The organism is Streptosporangium vulgare, assembly GCF_042428775.1.
In the GTDB taxonomy this organism is placed as follows: domain Bacteria; phylum Actinomycetota; class Actinomycetes; order Streptosporangiales; family Streptosporangiaceae; genus Streptosporangium; species Streptosporangium vulgare.
Map to the genome: position 1 here is coordinate 112,852 of NZ_JBHMBS010000010.1, position 21,666 is coordinate 134,517.

The 21,666-nt window shown below is 71.5% G+C and carries 16 protein-coding genes; 9 read left to right on the forward strand and 7 right to left on the reverse strand.

Annotated features, from left to right (window positions below; translation table 11 throughout):
* From ACFFRH_RS21915 to ACFFRH_RS21935, 5 genes are all read left to right on the forward strand, one after another.
* Positions 1–2,058 carry a UvrD-helicase domain-containing protein gene (locus ACFFRH_RS21915; RefSeq protein ID WP_386159152.1) on the forward strand — a complete coding sequence of 686 codons (2,058 nt, stop codon included), beginning with the start codon at positions 1–3 and terminating at the stop codon, positions 2,056–2,058.
* Positions 2,059–2,107: 49 nt separating this feature from the next.
* Positions 2,108–3,949, forward strand: coding sequence for a sigma factor-like helix-turn-helix DNA-binding protein (locus tag ACFFRH_RS21920; protein ID WP_344749241.1), 1,842 nt, complete (start codon positions 2,108–2,110; stop codon positions 3,947–3,949).
* Positions 3,950–4,164: 215 nt separating this feature from the next.
* On the forward strand, positions 4,165–5,553 hold the full coding sequence (gene cysS / locus ACFFRH_RS21925; RefSeq protein ID WP_344749242.1) for a cysteine--tRNA ligase: 1,389 nt from the start codon (positions 4,165–4,167) through the stop codon (positions 5,551–5,553).
* Between the two features lie 256 nt (positions 5,554–5,809).
* Entirely contained in the window at positions 5,810–6,286 is a 477-nt protein-coding gene (locus tag ACFFRH_RS21930) for a GNAT family N-acetyltransferase (RefSeq protein ID WP_344749243.1), read from the forward strand.
* Positions 6,287–6,396: 110 nt separating this feature from the next.
* Positions 6,397–7,314 (forward strand): aldose 1-epimerase family protein, encoded by a 918-nt coding sequence (locus tag ACFFRH_RS21935; protein ID WP_344749245.1) that lies wholly within the window; start codon positions 6,397–6,399, stop codon positions 7,312–7,314.
* A 189-nt stretch (positions 7,315–7,503) separates the two neighbouring features.
* Here the strand turns inward: ACFFRH_RS21935 and rraA are convergent, their stop codons facing one another.
* Positions 7,504–7,983, reverse strand: coding sequence for a ribonuclease E activity regulator RraA (rraA, locus tag ACFFRH_RS21940; RefSeq protein WP_344749246.1), 480 nt, complete (start codon positions 7,981–7,983; stop codon positions 7,504–7,506).
* Between the two features lie 107 nt (positions 7,984–8,090).
* Here rraA and ACFFRH_RS21945 point away from each other — a divergent pair, with 107 nt between their 5' ends.
* Positions 8,091–10,631, forward strand: a complete 2,541-nt coding sequence (locus ACFFRH_RS21945) for a penicillin acylase family protein (RefSeq protein WP_344749267.1) — start codon at positions 8,091–8,093, stop codon at positions 10,629–10,631.
* 214 nt (positions 10,632–10,845) lie between these two features.
* Here the strand turns inward: ACFFRH_RS21945 and ACFFRH_RS21950 are convergent, their stop codons facing one another.
* The 4 genes from ACFFRH_RS21950 to mshB form a co-directional block, all read right to left on the reverse strand.
* Positions 10,846–12,141: an MBL fold metallo-hydrolase gene (locus ACFFRH_RS21950; RefSeq protein ID WP_344749247.1), complete on the reverse strand. Its 1,296-nt coding sequence runs from the start codon at positions 12,139–12,141 to the stop codon at positions 10,846–10,848.
* Positions 12,142–12,199: 58 nt separating this feature from the next.
* The gene (locus tag ACFFRH_RS21955; RefSeq protein ID WP_344749248.1) at positions 12,200–12,634 is read right to left on the reverse strand and encodes a hypothetical protein; all 435 of its coding nucleotides are present in this window, start codon (positions 12,632–12,634) and stop codon (positions 12,200–12,202) included.
* Positions 12,635–12,738: 104 nt separating this feature from the next.
* Entirely contained in the window at positions 12,739–13,266 is a 528-nt protein-coding gene (locus ACFFRH_RS21960) for a DUF6113 family protein (protein ID WP_344749250.1), read from the reverse strand.
* A 14-nt stretch (positions 13,267–13,280) separates the two neighbouring features.
* Positions 13,281–14,390: an N-acetyl-1-D-myo-inositol-2-amino-2-deoxy-alpha-D-glucopyranoside deacetylase gene (mshB, locus tag ACFFRH_RS21965; protein ID WP_344749251.1), complete on the reverse strand. Its 1,110-nt coding sequence runs from the start codon at positions 14,388–14,390 to the stop codon at positions 13,281–13,283.
* 105 nt (positions 14,391–14,495) lie between these two features.
* Between mshB and ACFFRH_RS21970 the strand changes: the two genes are divergently transcribed.
* Both ACFFRH_RS21970 and ACFFRH_RS21975 read left to right on the forward strand, forming a co-directional pair.
* Positions 14,496–16,559, forward strand: a complete 2,064-nt coding sequence (locus ACFFRH_RS21970; protein ID WP_344749252.1) for a S9 family peptidase — start codon at positions 14,496–14,498, stop codon at positions 16,557–16,559.
* A gap of 405 nt (positions 16,560–16,964) precedes the next feature.
* Entirely contained in the window at positions 16,965–17,600 is a 636-nt protein-coding gene (locus tag ACFFRH_RS21975; protein ID WP_386159161.1) for a hypothetical protein, read from the forward strand.
* Between the two features lie 282 nt (positions 17,601–17,882).
* Here the strand turns inward: ACFFRH_RS21975 and ACFFRH_RS21980 are convergent, their stop codons facing one another.
* Both ACFFRH_RS21980 and ACFFRH_RS21985 read right to left on the reverse strand, forming a co-directional pair.
* On the reverse strand, positions 17,883–19,628 hold the full coding sequence (locus tag ACFFRH_RS21980; RefSeq protein ID WP_344749254.1) for an ABC transporter ATP-binding protein: 1,746 nt from the start codon (positions 19,626–19,628) through the stop codon (positions 17,883–17,885).
* Positions 19,625–21,316 (reverse strand): ABC transporter ATP-binding protein, encoded by a 1,692-nt coding sequence (locus tag ACFFRH_RS21985; protein WP_344749255.1) that lies wholly within the window; start codon positions 21,314–21,316, stop codon positions 19,625–19,627. The genes ACFFRH_RS21980 and ACFFRH_RS21985 overlap by 4 nt, the downstream gene beginning before the upstream one ends.
* 115 nt (positions 21,317–21,431) lie before the next feature.
* Between ACFFRH_RS21985 and ACFFRH_RS21990 the strand changes: the two genes are divergently transcribed.
* Entirely contained in the window at positions 21,432–21,665 is a 234-nt protein-coding gene (locus ACFFRH_RS21990; RefSeq protein WP_329085846.1) for an RNA polymerase subunit sigma-70, read from the forward strand.
* The last annotated feature ends 1 nt before the right edge of the window (position 21,666 follow it).

Here is a 21,666-nt window from a genome sequence, read left to right on the forward strand (position 1 = left end):
ATGCCCCGCCTCGCCATCTCCCCGGACTTCCCCGTCGAACTCGGCGCCCTGGCCCAGCCGGTGCGCCGGGACGTCGTGGTCTCGACGCGCAGGTTCCTGCAGAACGTGGCGGGCGCCCCGCACCCCGAGAGGGTCAGGGGGGCGCGGGACCCTCGGGTGGCGACCCTGAGGCTGGCCGACCGGTACCGGGGCGTCGTGGTCAAGCAGCGGGACGTCTACTGGCTGCTGACCGTGCTGCCGGACGCGGAGGCGTGGGCGTACGCGCAGCGCTACCGGTTCGGCGTCAACACGGCGCTGGGCGTGGTCGAGATGTGGGACGCCGAGGCGCTCGACCGGGTGCGGCCCGCGGTGCGCAGGGCGGCCGAGGCGTCCGCGACGCGGCTGTTCTCCGACTTCTGCGACAGCGACCTGGCCGAACTGGGGGTCGACGGCCGGTTCCTGCCGCTGGTCAGGCAGATCACCGACCAGCTCACCCTGGAGGCCCTCGAACCGCTGCTGCCCCCGACGCAGTACGAGCCGCTGGCGGCGCTCGCCAGGGGCGAGTCGATGGCCGGGGCCTGGCGGGAGCTGGAGAACTGCCGCGCCGTCGCCGCGGACCCCGAGCCGATCAATCCCGAGGACTTCGGCGCCGCGCTCATGCGCAGCCCGGACCGCGCCGTCTTCACCGACGACCCGCGCGAGCTGAACCGCGTGCTCGACGCGCCGGGCTGGTGCGTGTTCCTGCACCCGCCGCAGCACCGGCTGGCGTACTGGGAGTCCTACCAGCAGCCGACGCTGGTCACCGGCGGCGCGGGCACCGGCAAGACTCTCGTCGCCCTGCACAGGGCGGCCTACCTGGCCGGGCGCGCGAGCGGGCAGATCCTGCTCGTCACCTTCTCCCAGGGGCTGAGCGCCGAGCTCGCGGCCAGGCTCGACCAGCTGATCGAGGACGAGGTGATCCGCAAGCGGATCGAGGTCGGCAACGTGGACCGGCTCGCCCACCGCATCGTCGCCGAGGCCGAGGGCCGTCCGCCCTCCCTGGTCGGCGCCGCCGAGCTGACCGCGCTCTGGGAGGAGACCGAGACCGGTCACAGCCCTGCGTTCCTGCTGCGCGAGTGGGAGCAGGTGATCCTGGCGCAGAACCTGCGGACCCTGGACGAGTACCTGGAGGCCCCCCGGCCGGGCCGCAGCGTCGAGCTGGCGGCCGAGGATCGCACCTCCGTGTGGAAGGCCGTCGAGCACGTCACCGAGCAGCTTCGGGAACGCGGCAAGCGGACCCTGCTGCAGCTCGCCTCCGAGGCGTCGGTGCTTCTCGGCCAGACGACGGGGGACCTGCTGGAGGAGACGGAGCCGGCGCGGGAGCCGTACCGGCACATCGTGGTGGACGAGGCGCAGGACCTCCACCCCGCGCAGTGGCGGCTGCTGCGGGCGGCGGTGCCGCACGCCCGCGACGACTTGTTCGTCGTGGGCGACCCGCACCAGCGCATCTTCGACACGCGGGTGACGCTCGCCGCCGTGGGGATCGACGCGATCCAGCAGCGCCTGCGGGTGTCCTACCGGCTTCCCCGGGAGATCCTTTCCTGGGGGGTCCGGTTACGCGGGGGCGGTCCCGCCGACGGGCTCGTCAAGGGTGTGCAGGAGCTTTACGGCTTCAGGGGCACCCGGCACGGGCTCCGGCCGATGGTCCGCGCCTACGATTCACCGCAGGATGAGCTGACGGGTCTGGTGGCACAGGTGGGACAGTGGGTGAATGAGGGTGTGACGCCCGAGGAGATAGCGGTGGCCGCCAGGACCGCCGGCCTCGTGCGTGACGCACGGGCCGCTCTGCGTGATCTGGGGGTACGGGTGACGACGCTGCACGGTATGAAGGGGCTGGAGTTCCGGCGGGTCGCGGTGATCGGCGTGGCCGACGGGATCGTGCCTGACCCCGACTCCCTCACCCCGATCGGCGAGGACCCCGCGGCCAGGGCACATGATCTCCAGCGGGAGCGCGGCCTGCTCTACGTGGCCTGCACCCGGGCGAGGGAACTCCTCTACGTTTCTCATTACGGACGGGCAAGTCCCTTCCTTCCTACCTGACCACATAGTCTGAACTGCGGATATATTCCCCTTTGCCGGTTGGACCTCAATGAACCTCAGCCTGAGCGACATCGCGCCACCCTTGCGCTGGACCTCTCCGGGCCAGGTAGCGCCGATCGCGACCGACCCCCGCCTCCCCGAGGCGTGGTGGCAGGCGCTTCCGCTCGACACCGCCTGCTCGACCATCGGGACGTCCGAGGTGGCCGGTCGCCTGACCGACCTCGCCCTGGCGTGCTGGGGTCACCTGATGCTCGGTGACGTTCTTCCCCTGCTCAGGTTCGCCGACCCCGCCGCGAGCGTCCGCACGCCCGAGGGGCTCGGCCGCGAGGTGGTGCACAAGCTGTTCACCGGGGTGCTGGAGCGACTGCTCGAACCGGTCACCGAGGAGAGCGTCGCCAGGATCCGCCCCTCCAGGCCCGACCGGCCGCTGCCCGAGCTGATCGACGAGGTCTTCGCCACGCTGGACGAGCGGCAGCGGGCCATCGCCAGGGACCGGCTGTACGCCTCCCAGCGGGCCACGCTCGACGATCTCGCCCAGCGGTTCTCGGTCACCAGGGAGCGCATCCGGCAGATCGAGCGCGACCTGCGCGACCACGTCGAGGCCTGGCTCGCCAAGGACGACGCGGCGCCGCTGATCGCCCACGTGTCGTGGCTGCGGGGCCGGCTGGGCTCCGCCGTGCCCGCCGACGACCTGGCCGCCGCCGTGCCGTGGCACCGCACCGACCTGGCCACGCTGGGCATCCCCTCCTGGCGGTTCGTCCGGACCCTGCTGACCGGCTACGAGCAGGTCGACGGCTGGCTGGTCGCCGGAGGGGCCGACGAGCTCAGGGAGAAGACCCGGCAGCTGTTCACCGACGGGCCGCGCCCGCTGGACGAGGCCGTGACGCTGGCCAGCCAGCTCGGCATCCGCGAGGACGTGGCCGAGCGCTGGCTCATCGCGGTGCCCCAGCTGCGGGTGCTGGAGAACCACGTGGTCCCGTGGCCGCGCAGCGTCAACGACAAGGCCGAGGCCGTGCTCGCGGTGGCGGGCGGCCCGCTCACCCCCGAGGAGATCCAGGAACGCATCGGCGAGGACTACAGCCTCGTCGGCATCCGCAACCAGCTCACCGCCGACGACCGCTTCCTGCGGGTCGACCGGAACAAGTACGGGCTCTCGCGCTGGGGCGGCGAGCAGTACCTGGGCATCCGGGAGATGATCGTCAGGGAGATCGAGCGGTCCAACGGCGAGGCGTCGGTCAACACGATCGTCACCAACCTCACCGGGCGCTACGACGTGAGCGAGAGCTCGGTCCGCGCGTACGCGGGCGGGCCCGGCTTCGAGCGCACGCAGCGCGGGTGGATCAGGGTGGCCGGGGCCGAGCAGTCCGACTACCAGCCGCGCCGGGACGTCTCGGAGACCCGGCGCTGCTTCCGCAGCCGCGACGGGCGCTGGTGGCACCGGGTGGACGTCAACGCCGAGCACCTGCGCGGCTCGGGTTCCCCGCTGCCGACCGGCTTCGCCGCGCACCTGGGCATGGCACCCGGCGGCCAGCTGACCGCCTCCACCCCCTCGGGCGACGTGGTGATCAGCTGGCACAACCAGCCGACCATGGGGTCCATCCGCCCCGTCCTGATCGCCGCCAACGCCTCCGAGGGCGACCACGTCTTCCTCACGGTCTCCGACGGCGGCGAGCTGCTCACCCGCTACCTGCCCGCGGCCTCTCCGGCCCTGCCCGCGCTGAACCGGGCGCTGCACCTGATCGGTTACACGGCGCCGGTGGCGTCGGAGGCCGAGGGCGTCCGGCTGATCGGCGCCCGCATCGGCCTGTCGGAGGGCTGCACCCGCGAGGAGGTGATCGCCCGCCTGCGCGACCGGGGCGACCGCGAGATCCTCGCCTTCCTCGAAGGCTGAGAGGGCCGGAAGGGCCAGGAGGGCCGAGGCCGGGAAGGGCCAGGAGGGCTGGAGAGGGCTGAGAGGGCCGGGAAGGGCCCGGAGGGCCGGGAACGTCGCGCCCCGGCCCGGACACGACCGGGGCCGGGCCGCGCCCGCACGGGACTCACCCGCGCGGACTCCCCTGTGTGGACTCTTACGCTGTGGGGCCGGGTGGGATTGCGTAGGCTCGACACATGCTGAGCCTGTATGACACGCGGAATCGCCGGGTTGAGCGGATCGTTCCCGAGGGGAGCCGCTCCCTGCGGATGTACACCTGCGGCCCGACCGTCTACAGGTCGGCCCACGTGGGCAACCTCCGGTCGTACCTGCTGGCGGACCTGATCAGGCGGGTCAGCGAGCGGCAGCGGGTCCGGGTGGTGGCCTGCCGCAACATCACCGACGTCGGGCACCTGGTGGACGACACCGAGATCGACCCCTCGGGCGAGGACAAGGTGCTCGCCCAGGCCAGGGCCGAGGGGCGGAGCGTCCTGGAGGTCGCGCGGTTCTACGAGGACGCCTTCGTGGCGGACACGACCGCGCTGAACATCCGCCCGCCCGAGCACTCGCCCCGGGCGAGCGAGACGATCGACCTGATGATCGAGATGATCGCCAAGCTGATCGAGAAGGGGCACGCGTACGCGGTGCCCGACGGCTCGGTCTTCTTCGACGCCGCCTCCTTCCCGTCGTACGGGGAGATCTCCGGCAACCGGCTCGACCAGCTGAGGCCGGGCCACCGGATCGAGGCCGTCGATTCGCGCAAGCGGTTCCACGCCGACTGGGCGCTGTGGAAGCCCTCGGAGCAGGGGCTGACCTGGGAGACCCCGTGGGGCCGCGGCTTCCCGGGCTGGCACATCGAGTGCTCGGCCATGTCGCTGCGGTTCCTCGGCGAGCACATCGACCTGCACACCGGCGGGATCGACCTGCGCTTCCCGCACCACGAGGACGAGCGCGCCCAGTCCGACGCCACCGCCGGTCACGAGGTGGTGCGGCACTGGGTCCACGGTGAGCACCTGCTCTTCGACGGGCGCAAGATGTCGAAGTCCACCGGCAACGTGGTCCTGCTCAAGGACGTGGCGGACGCGGGCCTCGACCCGCTGGCCGTGCGGCTCGCGCTGCTGGAGCACCGCCACCGCCAGCAGATGAACCTCACCTGGGACACCCTGCGGGCCGCGGACAAGACCCTGCGGCGCTGGCGCGGCCAGGTGGCCGAGTGGTCGGAGTCGCCGAGCGGCCCGATGCCCGCCGACCGGGTCTCCCGGATCGAGGCCGCCTTCGACGACGACCTCGACACCCCGCTGGCGCTGCGGCTCCTGCGCGAGCTGGAGCGCGACGCCTCGATCTCCCCCGGTTCCCGCTTCGAGGCGTTCCTGCACCTCGACCAGATCCTCGCCCTGGACCTCTCCCTCGACATCGGCAGGACGGTCCGGCCGAAGCCCCTGCCCGAGGGCGCCGCCGAGCTGCTGGAGCGGCGCTCGCGGGCCCGCGAGGCCAAGGACTGGGCCGCCTCCGACGGCCTCCGCGACGAGCTGGCCGCCCTCGGCGTGAAGGTCACCGACACCCCGGAGGGCCAGACCTGGTCCTGACGGCCGCTTCGCGCGGGATCTCGTACGGCCCTCCGGTCCAGGACGGCCCCGGACCGATCCCGCGGGTCCCTCCCACTCGATCCCGCGTGGTCCCGCGAGGTCCCGTGCGGTCCCTCCCGCGCGGTCCCGCCGGGAGAGGATCTCCCGGCCCGCGAGGCGGGATTCCCGCCTCGCCGGAACGGGCCTCCGTCCCGCGAGAAGGGACGAAAGCAGCAGATCACTCGTAATGTCGGTCGCGACCGATAGCGTCCTGATCATGAGTGAGATCGTCGTCGCCGTACGACCCGGCACGATCGCGGACCTGGACGGGATCGTCGCCTGCAGCTCCGCGCTGTTCGCCGAGGACGCCGGGACCCGCGACCCGGCCCTGAACGTGAAGTGGCCCCAGGAGCACGGGCGGGCCCGCTTCGTGGACGCGCTGGACGACCCGGACCGCCTGGTGATGGTCGCCGAGGACGGCGGCCGGATCGTCGGCCACCTGACCGGGACCCTGTCCGGGCCCACCGCGATGCGGCCGGTCACCGTGGCGACCCTGGGCAGCATGTACGTCGAGCCGTCCTACCGCAGCCAGGGGATCGGGGCCAGGCTGGTCGAGGAGTTCCGGCAGTGGGCCCGCCACCACGGCGCCCGCTACGCCGGGGTGACCGCCTACGCGAGCAACGAGGCCGCCGTCCGCTTCTACCGGACCAACGGCTTCGCCGTACAGTCCACGGTCCTGGAGACGGTGCTGTAGGACCGGAAGGAACGTGCCAGGCCCGGGAGACCCGCGTCGCGGGTGGGTGGTGCGTGTGGACGGGAGCGGTATGGACGGGAACCGGGAGGCAATAGGTGTTGAATTGCCGGGTGACATACATCGTGCCCACCGGGGCCCAACACACCATCGCGGCCGGCGGTTTCCAGGCCGTCATCACCGAACTCGGGGCGGGCCTCAGAAGCCTCACCCTGGACGGCAGGCCGCTCGTCGTCGACTTCCCCGAGGACCAGCCCCCGCTCGGCGGGGCGGGGCTGCCGCTGCTTCCCTGGCCGAACAGGGTCGAGGACGGCCGCTACACGTTCGACGGCGAGGACCGGCAGCTCGCGCTGAGCGAGCCCAAGACCGGCAACGCGATCCACGGCTTCTCCCGCTCCTTCCCCTGGCGGGTCCTTTCCCAGGACGACGCCTCGATCCGGCTGGGGCTGCGGCTGTTCCCGCAGCTCGGCTACCCGCACGTCCTCGACCTCTCCATCCGGTACGCCCTGGACGCCGCCGGTCTGGAGATCGAGGTGAGCGCGGAGAACGTCGGCGCCGGCGACGCGCCGTACGGCTTCGGAGCCCACCCCTACCTGTCCCTCGGCACCCTCTGCGCCCTCGACGACGCCGTGCTCGAACTCCCCGCCGAACAGTGGGTCGCGGTGAACGAGCGGAAGATCCCCACCGGCCGCCACGACGTCAAGGACACCGAGTACGACTTCAGGACCGCCCGCCCGATCGGCGCCACGGAACTCGACACCGCGTTCACCGGCCTGGAGCGTGGCGCCGACGGCCGGGTACGGGTCACGCTGGCGGCCCCTGACGGGACCGGGGTCGAGCTGTGGGCGGGTGAGGGCATCGAGTGGCTCCAGCTCTACACCGGCGACACCCTGCCGGAGGGCCACCGCCGCCTGGGGCTCGCGGTGGAGCCGATGACCTGCCCGCCGAACGCCTTCCGCACCGGCGAGGACGTCATCCGGCTCGCCCCCGGCGACCGTGCCGTGCACCACTGGGGAATCGGCCCGCTCTGACGGCCGGGCGCCCGGTCGTCGGACCGGGCCTCGTAGGAGCGGCCCGCCGGAGGCGCGGAAGGCTCTTCCGGGAATGAGCAGAAGGCCCCTGGTCAGGAGGGGCCTGCCGGCGTCGCGGGAAGACCCTCGGGAGAGTTCCGGGGAAGGGCCCCTGGTCAGGAGGGGCCTGCCGACGTCGCGGGAAGACCCTCAGGAGAGTTCGGTGGGGCTGACGAGGATGCCGTCCTCGTCGCTGTAGAGCCAGGCGCCGGGGGTGAAGACGACCTCCCCGAAGGTGACCGGCACGTCGAGCTCGCCGGTGCCCTCCTTGGCGCTCTTGGCCGGGTTCGAGCCGAGGGCCTTGACCCCCAGGTCCAGTCCGGAGAGGGCGGCCGTGTCGCGGACGGCACCGTTGACGACGACGCCGGACCAGCCGTACGAGACGGCGGAGGCGGCGATGACGTCGCCCATCAGAGCGGTGCGCAGGGACCCCGCGCCGTCCACGACCAGCACGCGGCCCTCGCCCGGGGTGGCCAGGACCCGCTTGACGAGAGCGTTGTCCTCCAGGCAGCGGACGGTCGCGATCGGCCCGGCGAACCGGGGGCTCGGGCCGTAGGAGCGGAACTGCGTCAGGCAGCTCGCGACCGCCGAACCGTGGGCGTCGACCAGGTCGGCCGTGGAAAGTCTCATGAGTGCATCTTCACAACGACCCCTGCGCCGACACCACGGGGGTGGTGCCACACTTGCGGGAGCATGTCGCCTAGGAGGTTTTTGTGAGGTTTCGCCCGTACGCCTGGATGCCCCGCCCGTTCACGTGGCTGGCACGGGTGCTCACCGTGTTTCTGGTGCTCGGGCTGCTGCTCGCCGGAGCGGGCGTGTGGAGCGTGCGGGCGTCCTTCCCGCAGCTCGAAGGCGACCTCAAGGTAGGCGGCTTAAAGGGAAAAGTCACCGTTTATCGCGATAAGACGGGGATTCCGCACATCTACGCGGACTCCCCCGAGGACCTGTTCCTGGCCCAGGGCTACGTGCACGCCCAGGACCGCTTCTTCGAGATGGACTTCCGCCGCCACGTGACCGCCGGGCGGCTCTCGGAGATGTTCGGCTCGGCGACGCTGACCGAGGACAGGGTCATCCGGACCATGGGCTGGCGGAAGGTGGCCGAGAAGGAGCTGCCCCTGCTCGACGAGCGGACCCGGCGCTACCTGGACGCCTACGCCGGCGGGGTGAACGCCTGGATGGCGCGGAACGACGGCTTCGCCGACAGGAGCCTGGAGTACGTGCTGCTGCGGGCGACCAGCCCGGACTACCGGCCCGAGCCGTGGACGCCGGTCGACTCGCTGGCCTGGCTCAAGGCGATGGCCTGGGACCTGCGCTCCAACATGTCCGACGAGATCGGCCGGGCACTCGCGGCGAGCAAGCTGCCGCGCGGCCGGGTGGAGCAGCTCTGGCCCGGCTACCCGTACGAGACCCACCAGCCGATCGTCGGCCGGGGCTCGGTCGGCGAGCGCGGGTTCGACCAGGACCAGGAACCGAAGAAGGCCGACAGCGAGCCGTCCGGGGTGGCTCCGGCCACCGGGGCGCTGACCCGGGCGGCCGAGGCCATCCGCGCGGTGCCGAGCCTGATGGGCGACCCGGCGGGCGGCCACGGCATCGGCTCGAACTCGTGGGTGGTCGGCGGCGAGCACACCACGTCGGGCAAACCGCTGCTCTCCAACGACCCCCACCTGGGGCCGGCCATGCCCTCGGTCTGGTACCAGGCCGGGCTGCACTGCCGCGTCAAGGGCCCCGAGTGCCCGTTCGACGTCACCGGGTTCACCTTCTCCGGGGTGCCGGGAGTGGTCATCGGCCGCAACGACAAGGTCGCCTGGGGCTTCACCAACCTGGGCCCGGACGTCGCCGACCTCTATCTGGAACGGGTCAAGGACGACTCGTACCTGCTCATGGGCGAGTGGAAGCCGATGACCACCAGGACCGAGACGATCAAGGTGGCCGGAGGCGCCGACGTACGGCTCAAGGTGCGCGACACCATGCACGGGCCGATCATCTCCGACGTGATGGAGAACGTGAAGAACACGCTCCCGGGCATGGACGCGGTCTTCGAGGAGAAGGCCGACGCGGTCGCGCTCAAGTGGACGGCCCTGGAGCCGGGCAGGACCGCTGACGCGATCTTCGCGCTGAACACCGCGCAGGACTGGCAGCAGTTCAGGAGCGCGGCCGCCAAGTTCGAGGTGCCCGCGCAGAACCTGATCTACGCCGACACCGCGGGCAACATCGGCTACCAGGCCCCCGGGCGGATCCCGGTGCGGACCCGCGGCGACGGCACCTGGCCGGTGCCCGGCTGGACCGGCGAGTACGCCTGGCAGTCGACGATCCCCTTCAACGAGCTGCCCAGCCTCTACAACCCGCCGGAGGGCTACATCGTGACCGCGAACAACGCGGTCGTCGACCCCACCCGCTACCCGTACACCCTCACCAAGGACTGGGCGTACGGATACCGTTCCCAGCGCATCCTGGACCGTCTCCGCGAGGCGTTGAAGGACGACGGCAAGGTGGACGTGGCCGCGATGAGCGAGTTGCAGCAGGACAGCGACAACGGCCTCGCCCCGTTCCTGGTGCCCAAGCTGCTGGACGTCGAGATGGCCGGGCCCGCCAAGGACGCCCGCGAACTGCTGCGCAAGTGGGACCGCGCGCAGGGCGCGGAGTCGGGTCCCGCGATGTACTTCAACGCCGTCTGGCGGCACCTGCTCATCGAGACCTTCGACGACGACCTCCCCGAGGGCGCCGGGTCCCAGGGCGGCGACCGCTGGTTCGAGGTCGTCCGGGTCATGCTCGACAGGCCGGACGACGCGTTCTGGAACGACACGGCCACCCCGAGCGCCGAGACCCGCGACGACATGCTGCGGCGGGCGATGGCGCTCGCCTACGACGAGCTGAACGGCCTGCTCGGCCCGGACGTCAAGAACTGGCGCTGGGGGGATCTGCACTCCCTGGAGCTCGTCCACCAGACCTTCGGCACCTCGGGAATCGGCCCGATCGAGTGGCTGTTCAACCGGGGTCCGTTCCCGGTGTCCGGCAGCGACGACGCGGTGAACGCCGCCGGATGGGACGCGCAGGACGGCTACGCGGTGAGCTGGCTGCCGTCCATGCGGATGGTGGTGGACCTGGCGGACCTGGACAAATCCCAGTGGATCAACCTGACCGGGGCCTCCGGCCACGCGTTCCACGACAACTACTGGGACCAGGCGCCGCTGTGGGCGGGCGGCGAGACCGTTCCCATGCTCGCCCGCCGGGACTCCATCGAGAAGGCCGCCACCCACACCCTGACCCTCAGCCCCTGACGGCGCGGAGGCTCTTCCGGGCCGCGGGACGAGCGCGTCCGCGGCCCGGACCTCCCCGCGGTTCCGGGCCGCCTTGATCGGTACGCCCTGGTCCGGTAGATCCTGGTCTGGTACGTCCTGTTCCGGTACGACGAGGCGTCAGGGCACGAGACGCCGGAGCATCAGGACGCGGGACATCAGGAGCGTCAGGGGCGTCAAGAACGTCGGGACACCGTCAGGACATCAGGACCCGGGACTCTCCGATGGCGAGGTCCCACAGGTCGGCGCGGTCCCGCCCGGCCTCCGCCCAGGCCGCCCTCGCCTCCTCCACCGGCGCGAGGAGCGTCTCGCCGGACAGCACGAACGTGCCCCAGTGCATGGTCGCCATCCGGCGGGCCCCCACGTCCTGGCACGCCCGTACGGCCTGGGCGGGATCGACGTGCGCGGCCTTCATGAACCAGCGGGGCTCGAAGGCCCCCACCGGCATCAGGGCCAGGTCGATGCCGCCCGGGTAGCGGGCCCCGATCTGGGCGAAGCGCTCACCGTACCCGGTGTCCCCGGCGAAGTAGATCGTCTGGTCGTCGGAGGCGATCACCCAGCCGCCCCAGAGGGTCTTGCAGGTGTCCCAGACCGACCGGCGGCTCCAGTGGTGGGCCGGGACGAAGTCGAAGCGGACACCGCCCACCCAGGTGCTCTCCCACCAGTCGAGTTCGGTGACGTCGCGGAACCCGCGCCGGGTGAACCAGGACCCGAGTCCCGCCGGCACGAGGACGGGCGTGTCGCGCGGCAGCCTCCGCACGGTCTGCGCGTCCAGGTGGTCGTAGTGGTTGTGGCTGATCACCACGGCGTCGATCCGGGGCAGGTCCGCCCACGCGACGCCGGGCGGGGTGAGCCGGGGCCGGTGGATACCGGCGATCTTCCTCGCCCAGACCGGGTCCGTGAGGATGGTCAGCCCGCCGATCTGCACCACGTACGTCGCGTGCCCCACCCAGGTGACGACCGCGTCGGTACCCGTCGCGAGGGGAAGCCCGTCCCGGTGGACCGGGATGCGGTCCTCGTCCCCCACACCGGGCCGGAGCGTGCCGTGCCAGGCGACCGCCAGCAGCTCCTGGAACGTCGGGATCGGCGAGGTCAGCCGGTCCTTGAAGCCCCCCGGCCAGGAGCGCCGCGGCAGGGGTTCGGGCCGTCTCGGCGGCGTCGGCCGTACCGGAGGCGCGGGCCGTGCGGAAGACGCGGGCCGTACGAGAGGCTCGGATCGTACGGAGGAGGCCGATCGCGCGGAGGGCACCAGGCGTGCGGGCCGCTCGGGGAGCTCCGGAGGGCAAAGTGCCGCCTCGGGTCCGGAGGTCCCCCGCTCGGCGGGCCGATCCCTGACCATCCGGCCGGCGGTCCGGCCCAGTTGCCTGAGGGCGCGCACCGGCCGCGTGGTGAAGCGAGCCGACCAGCCGGAACGCCGTGAGGGCTCTTCGAGAAGGCCGCCGGGTTCCGCGGGCACGTGGGAGGCGATTTCTGGGTGGGACGTCTGTGACATGGGCGGCCCCCTTCGGTTATCAACAGCTCACCCCTTGTAGATCCCCCCACAGAGAGATTCATTCCTTTTGCGGGGGTCTAGTGTGAAACCACCAGGGAGATCTACGGGTGTAGTTGCCGTCCTCCAGGTTCGCCAGCCGCTCGAAGAGGTTCCACGAGGCCTGGTTGCCGCAGATCATCATGGAGACGGCCACCGCGACGACGTAGAGCGGGAGCATCGGCAGGCCCACGCAGCACATGTACTGGGAGGCGTGCCGGCCCTCGTGCCTGAGCAGGGCACCGGTGAGGAAGCCCTCCGGGTGCTTGGTCAGCACCACGTTGCCCACGGTGAACGCCGAGGCGATCGGGAACCGGAAGCGGTAGCCGTACGCCAGGAGCAGCCCGTCGGGCCCGGTGGTCACCCGGGCACGGCCGACGCGTGCCAGGAGCAGCCCCAGTGGGGTGGACAGGTTGACGTAGTTGAGCGTCCGCCGTACCCGATGCAACCGCCGCATACCGGGATTGTGCGTCATCCGGGCGACCGGCGACAGTGACTTTTCCCGGTCTTCCTCGGCTTTTCCTGGCGTTTCTTGCCTTGTCCCGCGTGTGACGGCGATCGTCAGGGAGCGGCCGGGCCAGGCGGGACCTGCGGGCCGGACGGGCCCTGCTGTGCGGGCGGGGTCCGCGGGTCCGGTGGGGCCTGCGGTACGGGCGGGGACTGCTGCTCCGAGCCGTATCCGTGCGGGGTGAGCAGCCACGCCCCGGCCACGGTGGCCGACGGCGAGAGCATGACCCCCATCACGATCGCCACCAGGCCCCCGTAGAGGTAGAGGTAGCCGGACAGGTCGTTCGCGATGACCAGGTCACCCTCCGGCCGTCCGGAGGTCCAGATCACGGTGACCAGCGCCCAGCCCGCCGCGAACGCCAGTGGTGCCGCCTTGCCGCGCGTCGCCCGCCCCGCCCCGTAGGTCACCGCGAACAGCAGGGCGACGCACCCGATGGCGGAGACCGGGACGGGCCTGACGTACCAGGAGTGCTGGAACCCGCCGAGGACGCCCACCAGGAGCCCGAGCATGACGAGCACGGCGTTGGCCGCCACGGTGACGACCGTCTCCGAGGGGCCGCGCACGGCTGGTACCTGCTCCATCACAAGCACCGAGGCTAGTGGATCCCGGCGAAGAGGTCGTCCTCGCGGTCGTACGGCTCGCCGATCCCTCCCACCTCGATCGGCGCTCCGGGACCGGCGGGACCCGGCACGCCGGAGCGGAGGATGAAGTGCTCGACCCCGAGCACCTCCTGGCCGACGTTGTTGGACAGGGCGAACCAGGGCGGGTTCACGCTGATCTGGGTGGCGTGCGCCCGCATCGCGTCGATCTTCCGGCCGACGTGGGCGCGGGCGTCGATCTCGGTGGTGACGTCCTTGTCCTGGCAGCCGAACGGCAGGTCGTCGACCGGCTCGGCGAGGAAGGGGGCGCCTCTCTCGCGCATCGCCTCCTCTGTCCGGTACATCACGGATCTGGGCACGGCGGTGTGGTAGACCTTGGCGACCCGCCACGGCCCGCCCGCACCGGGCGGCGCCCCGGTCCTCGATCCGGTCCTCGATCCGGTCCTCGATCCGGTCGCCGCTCCGGCATCCGCCGCGAGCGGTACGGACGCCGGTCCGACTCCCGAGCCGGACGGCCCGGACCGCTCGGACGGGTCAGACGGCTCAAACGGGTCAGACGGCCCGGACGGGTCAGACGGCTCGGACGGGTCAGACGGCTCGGACGGTTCGTACGCAGGGTCGGCGGCCAGTTCGACGGCCCGCCAGGCGACGCGGTGGGCCTGGATGTGGTCGGGGTGGCCGTAGAAACCGTTCTCGTCGTAGGTGACGAGCACCTGGGGCCGCACCTCGCGGATGATCCTCGCGAGCTCCCCCGCCGCCTCGTCCAGGTCGGCCTGCCAGAAGGCGTTCGCCCGGTGGTTGGAGGCGACGCCCATCATGCCGGAGTCCCTCCAGCGGCCGGGACCGCCCAGGAAGCGGTGGTCGGTGACGCCGAGCGCCGCGCAGGCCGCGGCGAGCTCCCCGACGCGATGCTCGCCCAGGGCGTCGTCGCGGTCGGCGGCCAGGTGGGCGAGCTCCGGGGGGATCACCTCGCCCTCCTCGCCCAGGGTGCAGGTCACCAGCGTGACGTGCGCGCCCTCGGCGGCGTACTTGGCCATGGTGGCTCCGCTGCCGATCGTCTCGTCGTCCGGGTGGGCGTGCACGAGCATCAGGCGCCGATCAGTCATGCGTCCGAGGGTATCGATGCCGCACATCGTGCGGAACGTCGCATTCGAGGTCCGTCCGCATCTGGAAAACAAGACACTCGATGCGGAACTGGCAAGATGGCTCGTATGAGTGAGAGCTTCCCTCGCCTGCACGCCAGAACCCGTCGATTCACCCTCGGAGTGCCGCGCGGCTTCACGATCGCCCCGGGCGGTGACCGCGTCGTGTTCCTCCGGAGCAGGGGCGGCTTCGACCCGGTGACCTGCCTGTGGGAGTACGACGTCCTCAGCGGCGCGGAACGGCTGATCGTCGACCCGCGCGCCCTGGCGGCCGACGACGAGAACCTGCCGCCCGAGGAGCGGGCGCGCCGCGAGCGGAGCCGCGAACAGGCCGGGGGCGTCGTCGGGTACAGCACCGACGCCGCGGTGACCGTCGCGGCGTTCGCGCTCTCCGGCGGTCTCTACGTCGTCGACCTGAAGACCGCCCTCGTACGGCGGCTGAAGACCTCCGGGCCGGTGATCGACCCCCGGATGTCCCCCACCGGCGTCCACGTCGGCTACGTGACCGGCGGCGCGTTCCACATCCAGGACCTGGAGGACGAGGTCGACCACGCGCTGGCCCGCCCCGAGTCCCCCGAGGTGACGTACGGCCTGGCCGAGTTCATCGCCGCCGAGGAGATGGACCGCATGCGGGGCTACTGGTGGTCCCCGTCCGGCGACGCGATCCTGGTCGAGCGGGCCGACGAGTCGCCGGTGAAGCGCTGGCACATCGCCGACCCGGCCAACCCGGCCCGGCCCGCCACCGAGCAGCGCTACCCCTCGGCGGGCACGGCCAACGCCGAGGTGGAGCTCTTCGTCCTCACTCTCGGCGGAGCCCGCGTCGCGGTGCCCTTCGACGACGAATACCTGGTCAACGCCTCCTGGGACGCCCACGGCCTGTCGATCGTCACCATGACGCGCGACCAGCGGACGATGCGGCTGCTCGACGTCGACCCGGCCACCGGCGCCTCCACGGTCGTGCGCGAGGACACCGACCCCTCCTGGGTCGACATCGTCACCGGCGTCCCCGGCCACCTGTCCGACGGCAGCCTCGTCTGGGCCGCCACCTCGGAGGGCGGCCACCGCCTGGTCGTCGGCGACTCCCCCGTCACGCCGCCCACCCTCCAGGTCCGCGAGATCCTCGACATCGACGGCGAGACCGTACTCTTCCGGGCGAGCGGTGAGCCCACCGAGATCGCCGTCTGGGCCTACCGGCGGGGTCAGATCACCCTCGTCAGCCCGGCCGAGGGCGGCGTCTACAGCGGCCACACCGCGGGCGGCACCCTGGTGATCACCGGCCAGACCCTCGGCAGCGAGGGCTCGGTCACCCGCGTCCTGCACAACGGCACGCCCCGAGGCCACATCACCTCGCACGCCGAGCGTCCCAGCCTGGACCTGCGGGTCTCCCTGATCAGGGCGGGCGAGCGCGACCTGGCCACCGCCGTGCTCCTGCCCACCGGCCACGTGCCCGGCTCCGCGAAGCTGCCGGTCCTCATGGACCCGTACGGCGGACCGCACGCCCAGCGCGTGCTGGCCGCGGCCGGAGCGCACCTGACCAGCCAGTGGTTCGCCGACCAGGGCTTCGCGGTGGTCGTGGCCGACGGCCGGGGCACCCCGGGGCGCGGACCCGAGTTCGAGCGGGCCGTCCTGCACGACCTGGCCACCCCGGTCCTGGACGACCAGATCGACGCCCTGCACGGCGCCGCCGCGCGGTTCCCCGACGACCTGGACCTGTCGCGGGTCGCCATCCGGGGCTGGTCGTTCGGCGGCTACCTCGCCGCCCTGGCCGTGCTCCGCCGCCCCGACGTGTTCCACGCGGCCGTCGCCGGGGCCCCAGTGACCGACTGGCGCCTGTACGACACCTGCTACACCGAGCGCTACCTCGGCCACCCGGACGAGGGCCACTACGACTCCTCGTCCCTGTTCGCCGACGCGGAGAAGCTGGACCGTCCCCTCCTGCTGATCCACGGCCTCGCCGACGACAACGTGGTCGCCGCGCACACCCTGCGCCTGTCCTCTGCCCTGCTGGCCGCGGGCCGCCCGCACAACGTGCTGCCGCTGTCGGGGGTCACCCACATGACCCCGCAGGAGACCGTGGCGGAGAACCTGCTGCTGCTCCAGGTCGACTTCCTGAAGAAGGCGCTGTCCTCCTGAGACGTCCTCCCGAGACTTGAACGGCCCGTACCCGGTGGCGGGTACGGGCCGCGCCGGGTGCGCGGCCTGCCCGGGTCTGACCGGGGCACTGTGACGGCGGCCAACGCTGCGAGAAACCGCGGTGCGTCCCCGCTGGTCCACCGTGACGGCCGACCGGACCCGTTGGGGCGGGAAGTGGCGGTTCCAGCCGCTCCCGCTGCGCATCGGTGAGGTCGAGCCGCCGCGTCACCGTTAAGGTGGCCACGAGGTCTCCGGATATGAGGTTCTTCTTCGTCGATGAACCCTCCGTCGGAGACCTTTACTTACCCGGCTACGACACGCCGTCGATCGGCGCCCCGCTCGCCCAAGCCCCGTGCCGAGGCGTCGCCGTGGACGGGCACCGAATAAATGAGTAACGTGACGCCCGTGCCCCGAACCTCTCTTCTGGCCGCCGCCCTCACGGTGTCGGTCTGCCTTGCGAATACCTCAGCGGTAAGCGCGGCTTCATCGTCGCCGGCCCAGACGTCGATGGGTGCCACTCACGCATCGACGTCAGCCAAACCGGGCCTGCTACAGGGGCCGCAGACCTTCATCACGTCCAAGCAGACGGCCATCAACAAGATAAAAACCCTGCTGACAACATTCTTCACCGAGCAGCAGCTGTCCAAAATCCTGGACGCGACGGCGGAAGACATCTACGCCAACAAATCTTTCAAAGAATCCTTCGGCACTCTCATCAAGCCGAATGATCTCACCCTGAGCCAAATGGCGATCGTATCGAAATCCGGGGCTCCGCTGACAAAGGCCCTCGCGGTCCTTCTCCGCAGATTTGAACCGTATTACAATAACATGAGCAAGAAGATTCTTGCGATGAAAAGCAGTCGAAAGACAAAGGCGGACTGCTTCAATCAGGTTCACGTGATGATGGCCGAGTATCTCACCAAAGCCAATATCACACCGATTCTGACCGAGATTAAAAGCAGTCTGACGTCGAAGGAGTGGCAGTCCTTGAGAACAACTCACGGCGCGGCACTATTCCTTTGGAGTAAGTACGGGCTGTAGGGCCGTGGAGTAAGCACGGGTTGCGGGGCCGCCTGGTCCGCGCCGGCTCCGCTGCCGGTCGTACCCCGGAAAGCGCCGGATCTCGAAGCGTGTGACGGGCGCGGCCTGTTTCTCGCGGCACACCATGCCGACGGGTTCGGCATGCTCCCCCTGGTGGACGGAAAGGTGATCTGGGCGGAGATCACATCTACCGGCGCGTCGGGAACGGGCTGACGGTCGCTTTCCGCCGCCTCCGAGAGCGTACGCCCGCACGTCCCGGTGAGAGTCTCAGGAAGCCCGTTCTCACCGGGAGGTGCCGTGCCAGCTGCTCCACAGTGCCGCGTACGAACCCCCCGCCGCGACCAGCTCGTCGTGGGAGCCGAGCTCGCTGATGCGGCCGTCCTCCACCACCGCGACGCGGTCGGCGTCGTGGGCCGTGTAGAGGCGGTGGGCGATGGCGATGACCGTGCGGCCGTCGAGGACGGCGGCGAGCGAGCGCTCCAGGTGGCGGGCGGCACGGGGGTCGATCAGCGAGGTGGCCTCGTCGAGGACGAGGGTGTGCGGGTCGGCCAGAACCAGCCGGGCCAGGGCCAGCTGCTGCGCCTGGGCGGCGGGGACCGGCTCGCCGCCGGAGCCGACGACCGTGTCGAGTCCTTCGGGCAGGGCCTCGACCCACTCCCAGGCGTTGACGGCCTCCAGCACCTCGCGGACCCGCGCGTCGTCGGCGTCGGGCCGGGCGATCAGCACGTTGTCGCGTACTGTGCCACGGAAGACGTGGTGCTCCTGGGTCACCAGGGCGACGTGGCCACGCAGGTCGTCCAAGGGGAGCTCGACGAGCGGGACGCCGCCGACCGCGACCGAGCCGGTGCGGGGGCCGTGGATGCCCGCGAGCAGGCGGCCCAGCGTGGACTTCCCCGCCCCTGACGGGCCGACCATGGCGAGCCGCTCCCCCGGCCTCACCGTGAGGTCGATGCCGTGCAGCACGTCGTGGCCCTCGCGGTAGGCGTAGCGGACGTCTTCGGCCCTCAGCTCGCTGCCCTCGGGCGTGGCGGAGGTGGCCTCGCGGTCGTCGGGCACCTCGGCGACGCCCAGCAGGCGGGCCATGGAGGCGCCGCCGACCTGGAGCTCGTCGATCCACATGAGCAGCCGGTCGAGCGGGTCGATGAGCTGCTGGACATACAGCGTGGCGGCGGTGACCTGCCCCAGCGAGACCCAGCCCCGGGTGTAGAAGAGGCCGCCGATGACGAGCGTCGCCACGATCGGGATCACGTAGCCGAGCTCGACCGTGGGGAACCAGACCGTGCGCAGCCCCATCGTGTATCTCTCGGCCGCCCACGACTCGGCGATGTCGGCGTCGGTGCGGCGGTGGCGCCGGTCCTGCAGGCCCAGGGCCTCCACGGCGCGGGCGCCGTTCACCGTCTCGGCCAGGCCGTCGGTCATGTCGGCGTACGCCGCGCTCTCGCGCAGGTATCCGTCTCTGGCCCGCTTGAGATACCAGCGGGTGGAGATCCACAGGACGGGGACGGCGAGCAGCGAGGGCAGCGCGAGCAGCGGCCCGACCAGCAGCAGCGCGCCGACGGTGATCACGCAGGTGACGAGCGCGATCAGCGTCTCGGGCACGGCGTGCCGCACGGTGCGCGACAGCGAGTCGACGTCGCGGGAGGTCCGCGAGATCAGGTCGCCGGATCCGGCGCGCTCGACCGTGGACAGCGGCAGGCCGAGCACCCGCCCGACGAACTCCTCGCGCAGCTCGGCGAGGACCTTCTCGCCGAGCCTGGAGGAGAAGTAGACGGCGAACCTGACCAGCACCGCCTGGGCGACCACGAAGCCGCCGATGGCGAGCGACACCTGGGCGACGTCGATCCCCGAGCCGTCGTGGACGCCCTGGACGAGGCCGCCGAGCAACCACGGCACCGCCAGGCCCGCGACGGCGGCCAGGGCGTGCAGGAGCAGTGCCACGGTCAGGTCACGGGGGTACTTCAGGGTGAGCCTGCGGGCGTACGCCCGGACCTGCGCCTGGTCGGCGACGGGCAGGATCTGCCTGCTCATGACTCCTCCCCCCGGGTGACGACCGCGGTGTAACCGGGGTGGGCGGCGAGCAGCTCCCGGTGCGTGCCCTGGGCGCGCACGACGCCTCCCTCGACGTAGATGACGTGATCGGTGCGGTCGAGCACGAGCGGGCTGGTCGTGCAGACCAGCGTGGTCTTGCCCGCGCGGGCCTTGGCGAGCCGGTCGGCGATGCGCGCCTCGCTGTGGGCGTCGACCGCGCTGGTGGGCTCGATGAGGATGAGCACCTCCGGGTCGAGGGTGAGCGCCCTGGCGAGCCTGAGCCGCTGCTGCTGACCGCCGGAGAACTCCCGGCCCGCCTCGGCGACGCGCCCGTCGAGGCCGCCGGGCAGCGCCTCGACGATGTCCTCGGCGCACGCGGCGCTCAGCGCCTGGCCCAGCTCCTCGTCCGTGGCCCGCCCTGTGACGTCGAGCTCGTCCCTGAGCACCCCGGCGAACAGCCTGGCGTCGTTGTCGGCGACCAGGATGCGGCGGCGCACCTCGGAGAGCGGCAGGGTTTCGAGCGCCACGTCGCCGAAGTCGACGTCGCCCTCGCCGTAGCGGCCGAGCCGGTCGGCGATGGCCTCGGCCTCCTCGGGGACGGCGGCCGCGACGGCGGTGAGCATGCCGGGGCGCACGGCGACCCCGGAGGTCACGTCGCGCAGCAGGCCGCCCTCCGAGCGGCCGGCGCCGCCTTCCACCTCCGGCCTCAGCGAGAGGATGCGCACCACCCTGCGGGCGGCGACGTGCCCCTTGGTCAGTTTGTCCGCGGCCTCGGTGAGGGTGCGTACGGGGGCGATCAGGAAGGCGGCGTAGCCGTAGAAGGCGACGAGCTGGCCGGCACTGATCTCACCGCGCGTCGCGAAGGTCGCGCCGAGCCAGGTCACCGCGGTGATCAGCAGGCCCGGCAGCAGGACCTGCGCCCCCTCCAGCGTCGACTCGACGGACGCCACCCGCACGCCCGCGCGTCGCACCCGCTGGGACTCGGCGCCGTAGCGGTCGGCGAAGACCCGCTCACCGCCGATGCCGCGCAGCACCCGCAGGCCGGAGACGATGTCGGCGGCGCGGGTGGAGAGGTCGCCCTGCAGGTCGCGGTGGGCGTTCTGGCGGTGGTGCAGCGGCTTGAGCAGGGGGGCGACGGCGACCGCCATGAGGGGCAGGCCCGCCAGCACCATCAGGCCGAGCGGCGGCGAGCTGCCCAGCAGGATGACGGTCACGACGGCGATGGCGACGACCGCGCCACCGCCCCGGATGAGGATGTCGACCGTGTTGCCGATGTGGGCGATGTCGGAGTTGCCGACGCTGACGACCTCGCCGGTGGACATGCGCTTGGGCAGGGTCGCGCCCAGCCTGGTCGCCTGCCTCGCGGTGACCTGGACGGTCCGGTAGGCGGCGGCGAGCCAGTTGTAGACGGCCATCCGGTGGCGCAGGATGCCGGTGACGGCCTGCGTGATCCCCAGGGCGAGCACCACCCCGCCCCAGGTGGTCAGGGACGGCACGTCCTTCGCCGTGATGGCGTCGATCCCTTTGCCCATGGCGTACGGCACGAGGGCCATCGCGAGCCACCACAGGATGGCGTAGGCGATGCCGAGGAGCAGTGGGCCCATCTGCGCGCGGGCCACCCACCACAGGTATCTGGCAGGGCTGCGGGCATCGGGAACGCCGGGGTCGGCGACAGGTAGGGAGCGCATCTCACAACAAGGGTCACAAACTTCGACCTGGCCCGGCAAACCATTTTCGGTCTCACCGGCGTGTCGCCGTCAATCAGGGTTGACAACCGTGTCACGTCAACCTAAATTGACAGACATGAGTGATACGGCGCAGCTGGCATCCGACGCCGGTAGCCGCGATCCGGCCGTGGGCCTGCGGGCCGTACGGGCACTGCGGACGCTGGTCGACCGGCTGGAGGCCCTCCAGGTGGAGAACGCACGCGAGCAGGGCTGGTCCTGGCAGGAGATCGCGCACTGCCTGGAGGTCACCCGGCAGGCGGTGCACAAGAAGTACGCGGGTGGCCGAGGTCTGTTGAGACGGGAGAGATAGC

Excerpts from the sequence above, each read along its gene's own strand:
- ACFFRH_RS21945 (WP_344749267.1), top strand. The coding sequence starts at position 8,091 with ATGCCCCGCCCGTTCACGTGGCTGGCACGGGTGCTCACCGTGTTTCTG.
- rraA (WP_344749246.1), bottom strand. The coding sequence starts at position 7,983 with ATGAGACTTTCCACGGCCGACCTGGTCGACGCCCACGGTTCGGCGGTC.
- ACFFRH_RS21985 (WP_344749255.1), bottom strand. The coding sequence starts at position 21,316 with ATGCGCTCCCTACCTGTCGCCGACCCCGGCGTTCCCGATGCCCGCAGC.
- mshB (WP_344749251.1), bottom strand. The coding sequence starts at position 14,390 with ATGACTGATCGGCGCCTGATGCTCGTGCACGCCCACCCGGACGACGAG.
- ACFFRH_RS21930 (WP_344749243.1), top strand. The coding sequence starts at position 5,810 with ATGAGTGAGATCGTCGTCGCCGTACGACCCGGCACGATCGCGGACCTG.
- ACFFRH_RS21970 (WP_344749252.1), top strand. The coding sequence starts at position 14,496 with ATGAGTGAGAGCTTCCCTCGCCTGCACGCCAGAACCCGTCGATTCACC.
- ACFFRH_RS21960 (WP_344749250.1), bottom strand. The coding sequence starts at position 13,266 with ATGGAGCAGGTACCAGCCGTGCGCGGCCCCTCGGAGACGGTCGTCACC.
- ACFFRH_RS21920 (WP_344749241.1), top strand. The coding sequence starts at position 2,108 with ATGAACCTCAGCCTGAGCGACATCGCGCCACCCTTGCGCTGGACCTCT.
- ACFFRH_RS21950 (WP_344749247.1), bottom strand. The coding sequence starts at position 12,141 with ATGTCACAGACGTCCCACCCAGAAATCGCCTCCCACGTGCCCGCGGAA.
- ACFFRH_RS21915 (WP_386159152.1), top strand. The coding sequence starts at position 1 with ATGCCCCGCCTCGCCATCTCCCCGGACTTCCCCGTCGAACTCGGCGCC.
- ACFFRH_RS21990 (WP_329085846.1), top strand. The coding sequence starts at position 21,432 with ATGAGTGATACGGCGCAGCTGGCATCCGACGCCGGTAGCCGCGATCCG.
- ACFFRH_RS21980 (WP_344749254.1), bottom strand. The coding sequence starts at position 19,628 with ATGAGCAGGCAGATCCTGCCCGTCGCCGACCAGGCGCAGGTCCGGGCG.
- cysS (WP_344749242.1), top strand. The coding sequence starts at position 4,165 with ATGCTGAGCCTGTATGACACGCGGAATCGCCGGGTTGAGCGGATCGTT.
- ACFFRH_RS21955 (WP_344749248.1), bottom strand. The coding sequence starts at position 12,634 with ATGCGGCGGTTGCATCGGGTACGGCGGACGCTCAACTACGTCAACCTG.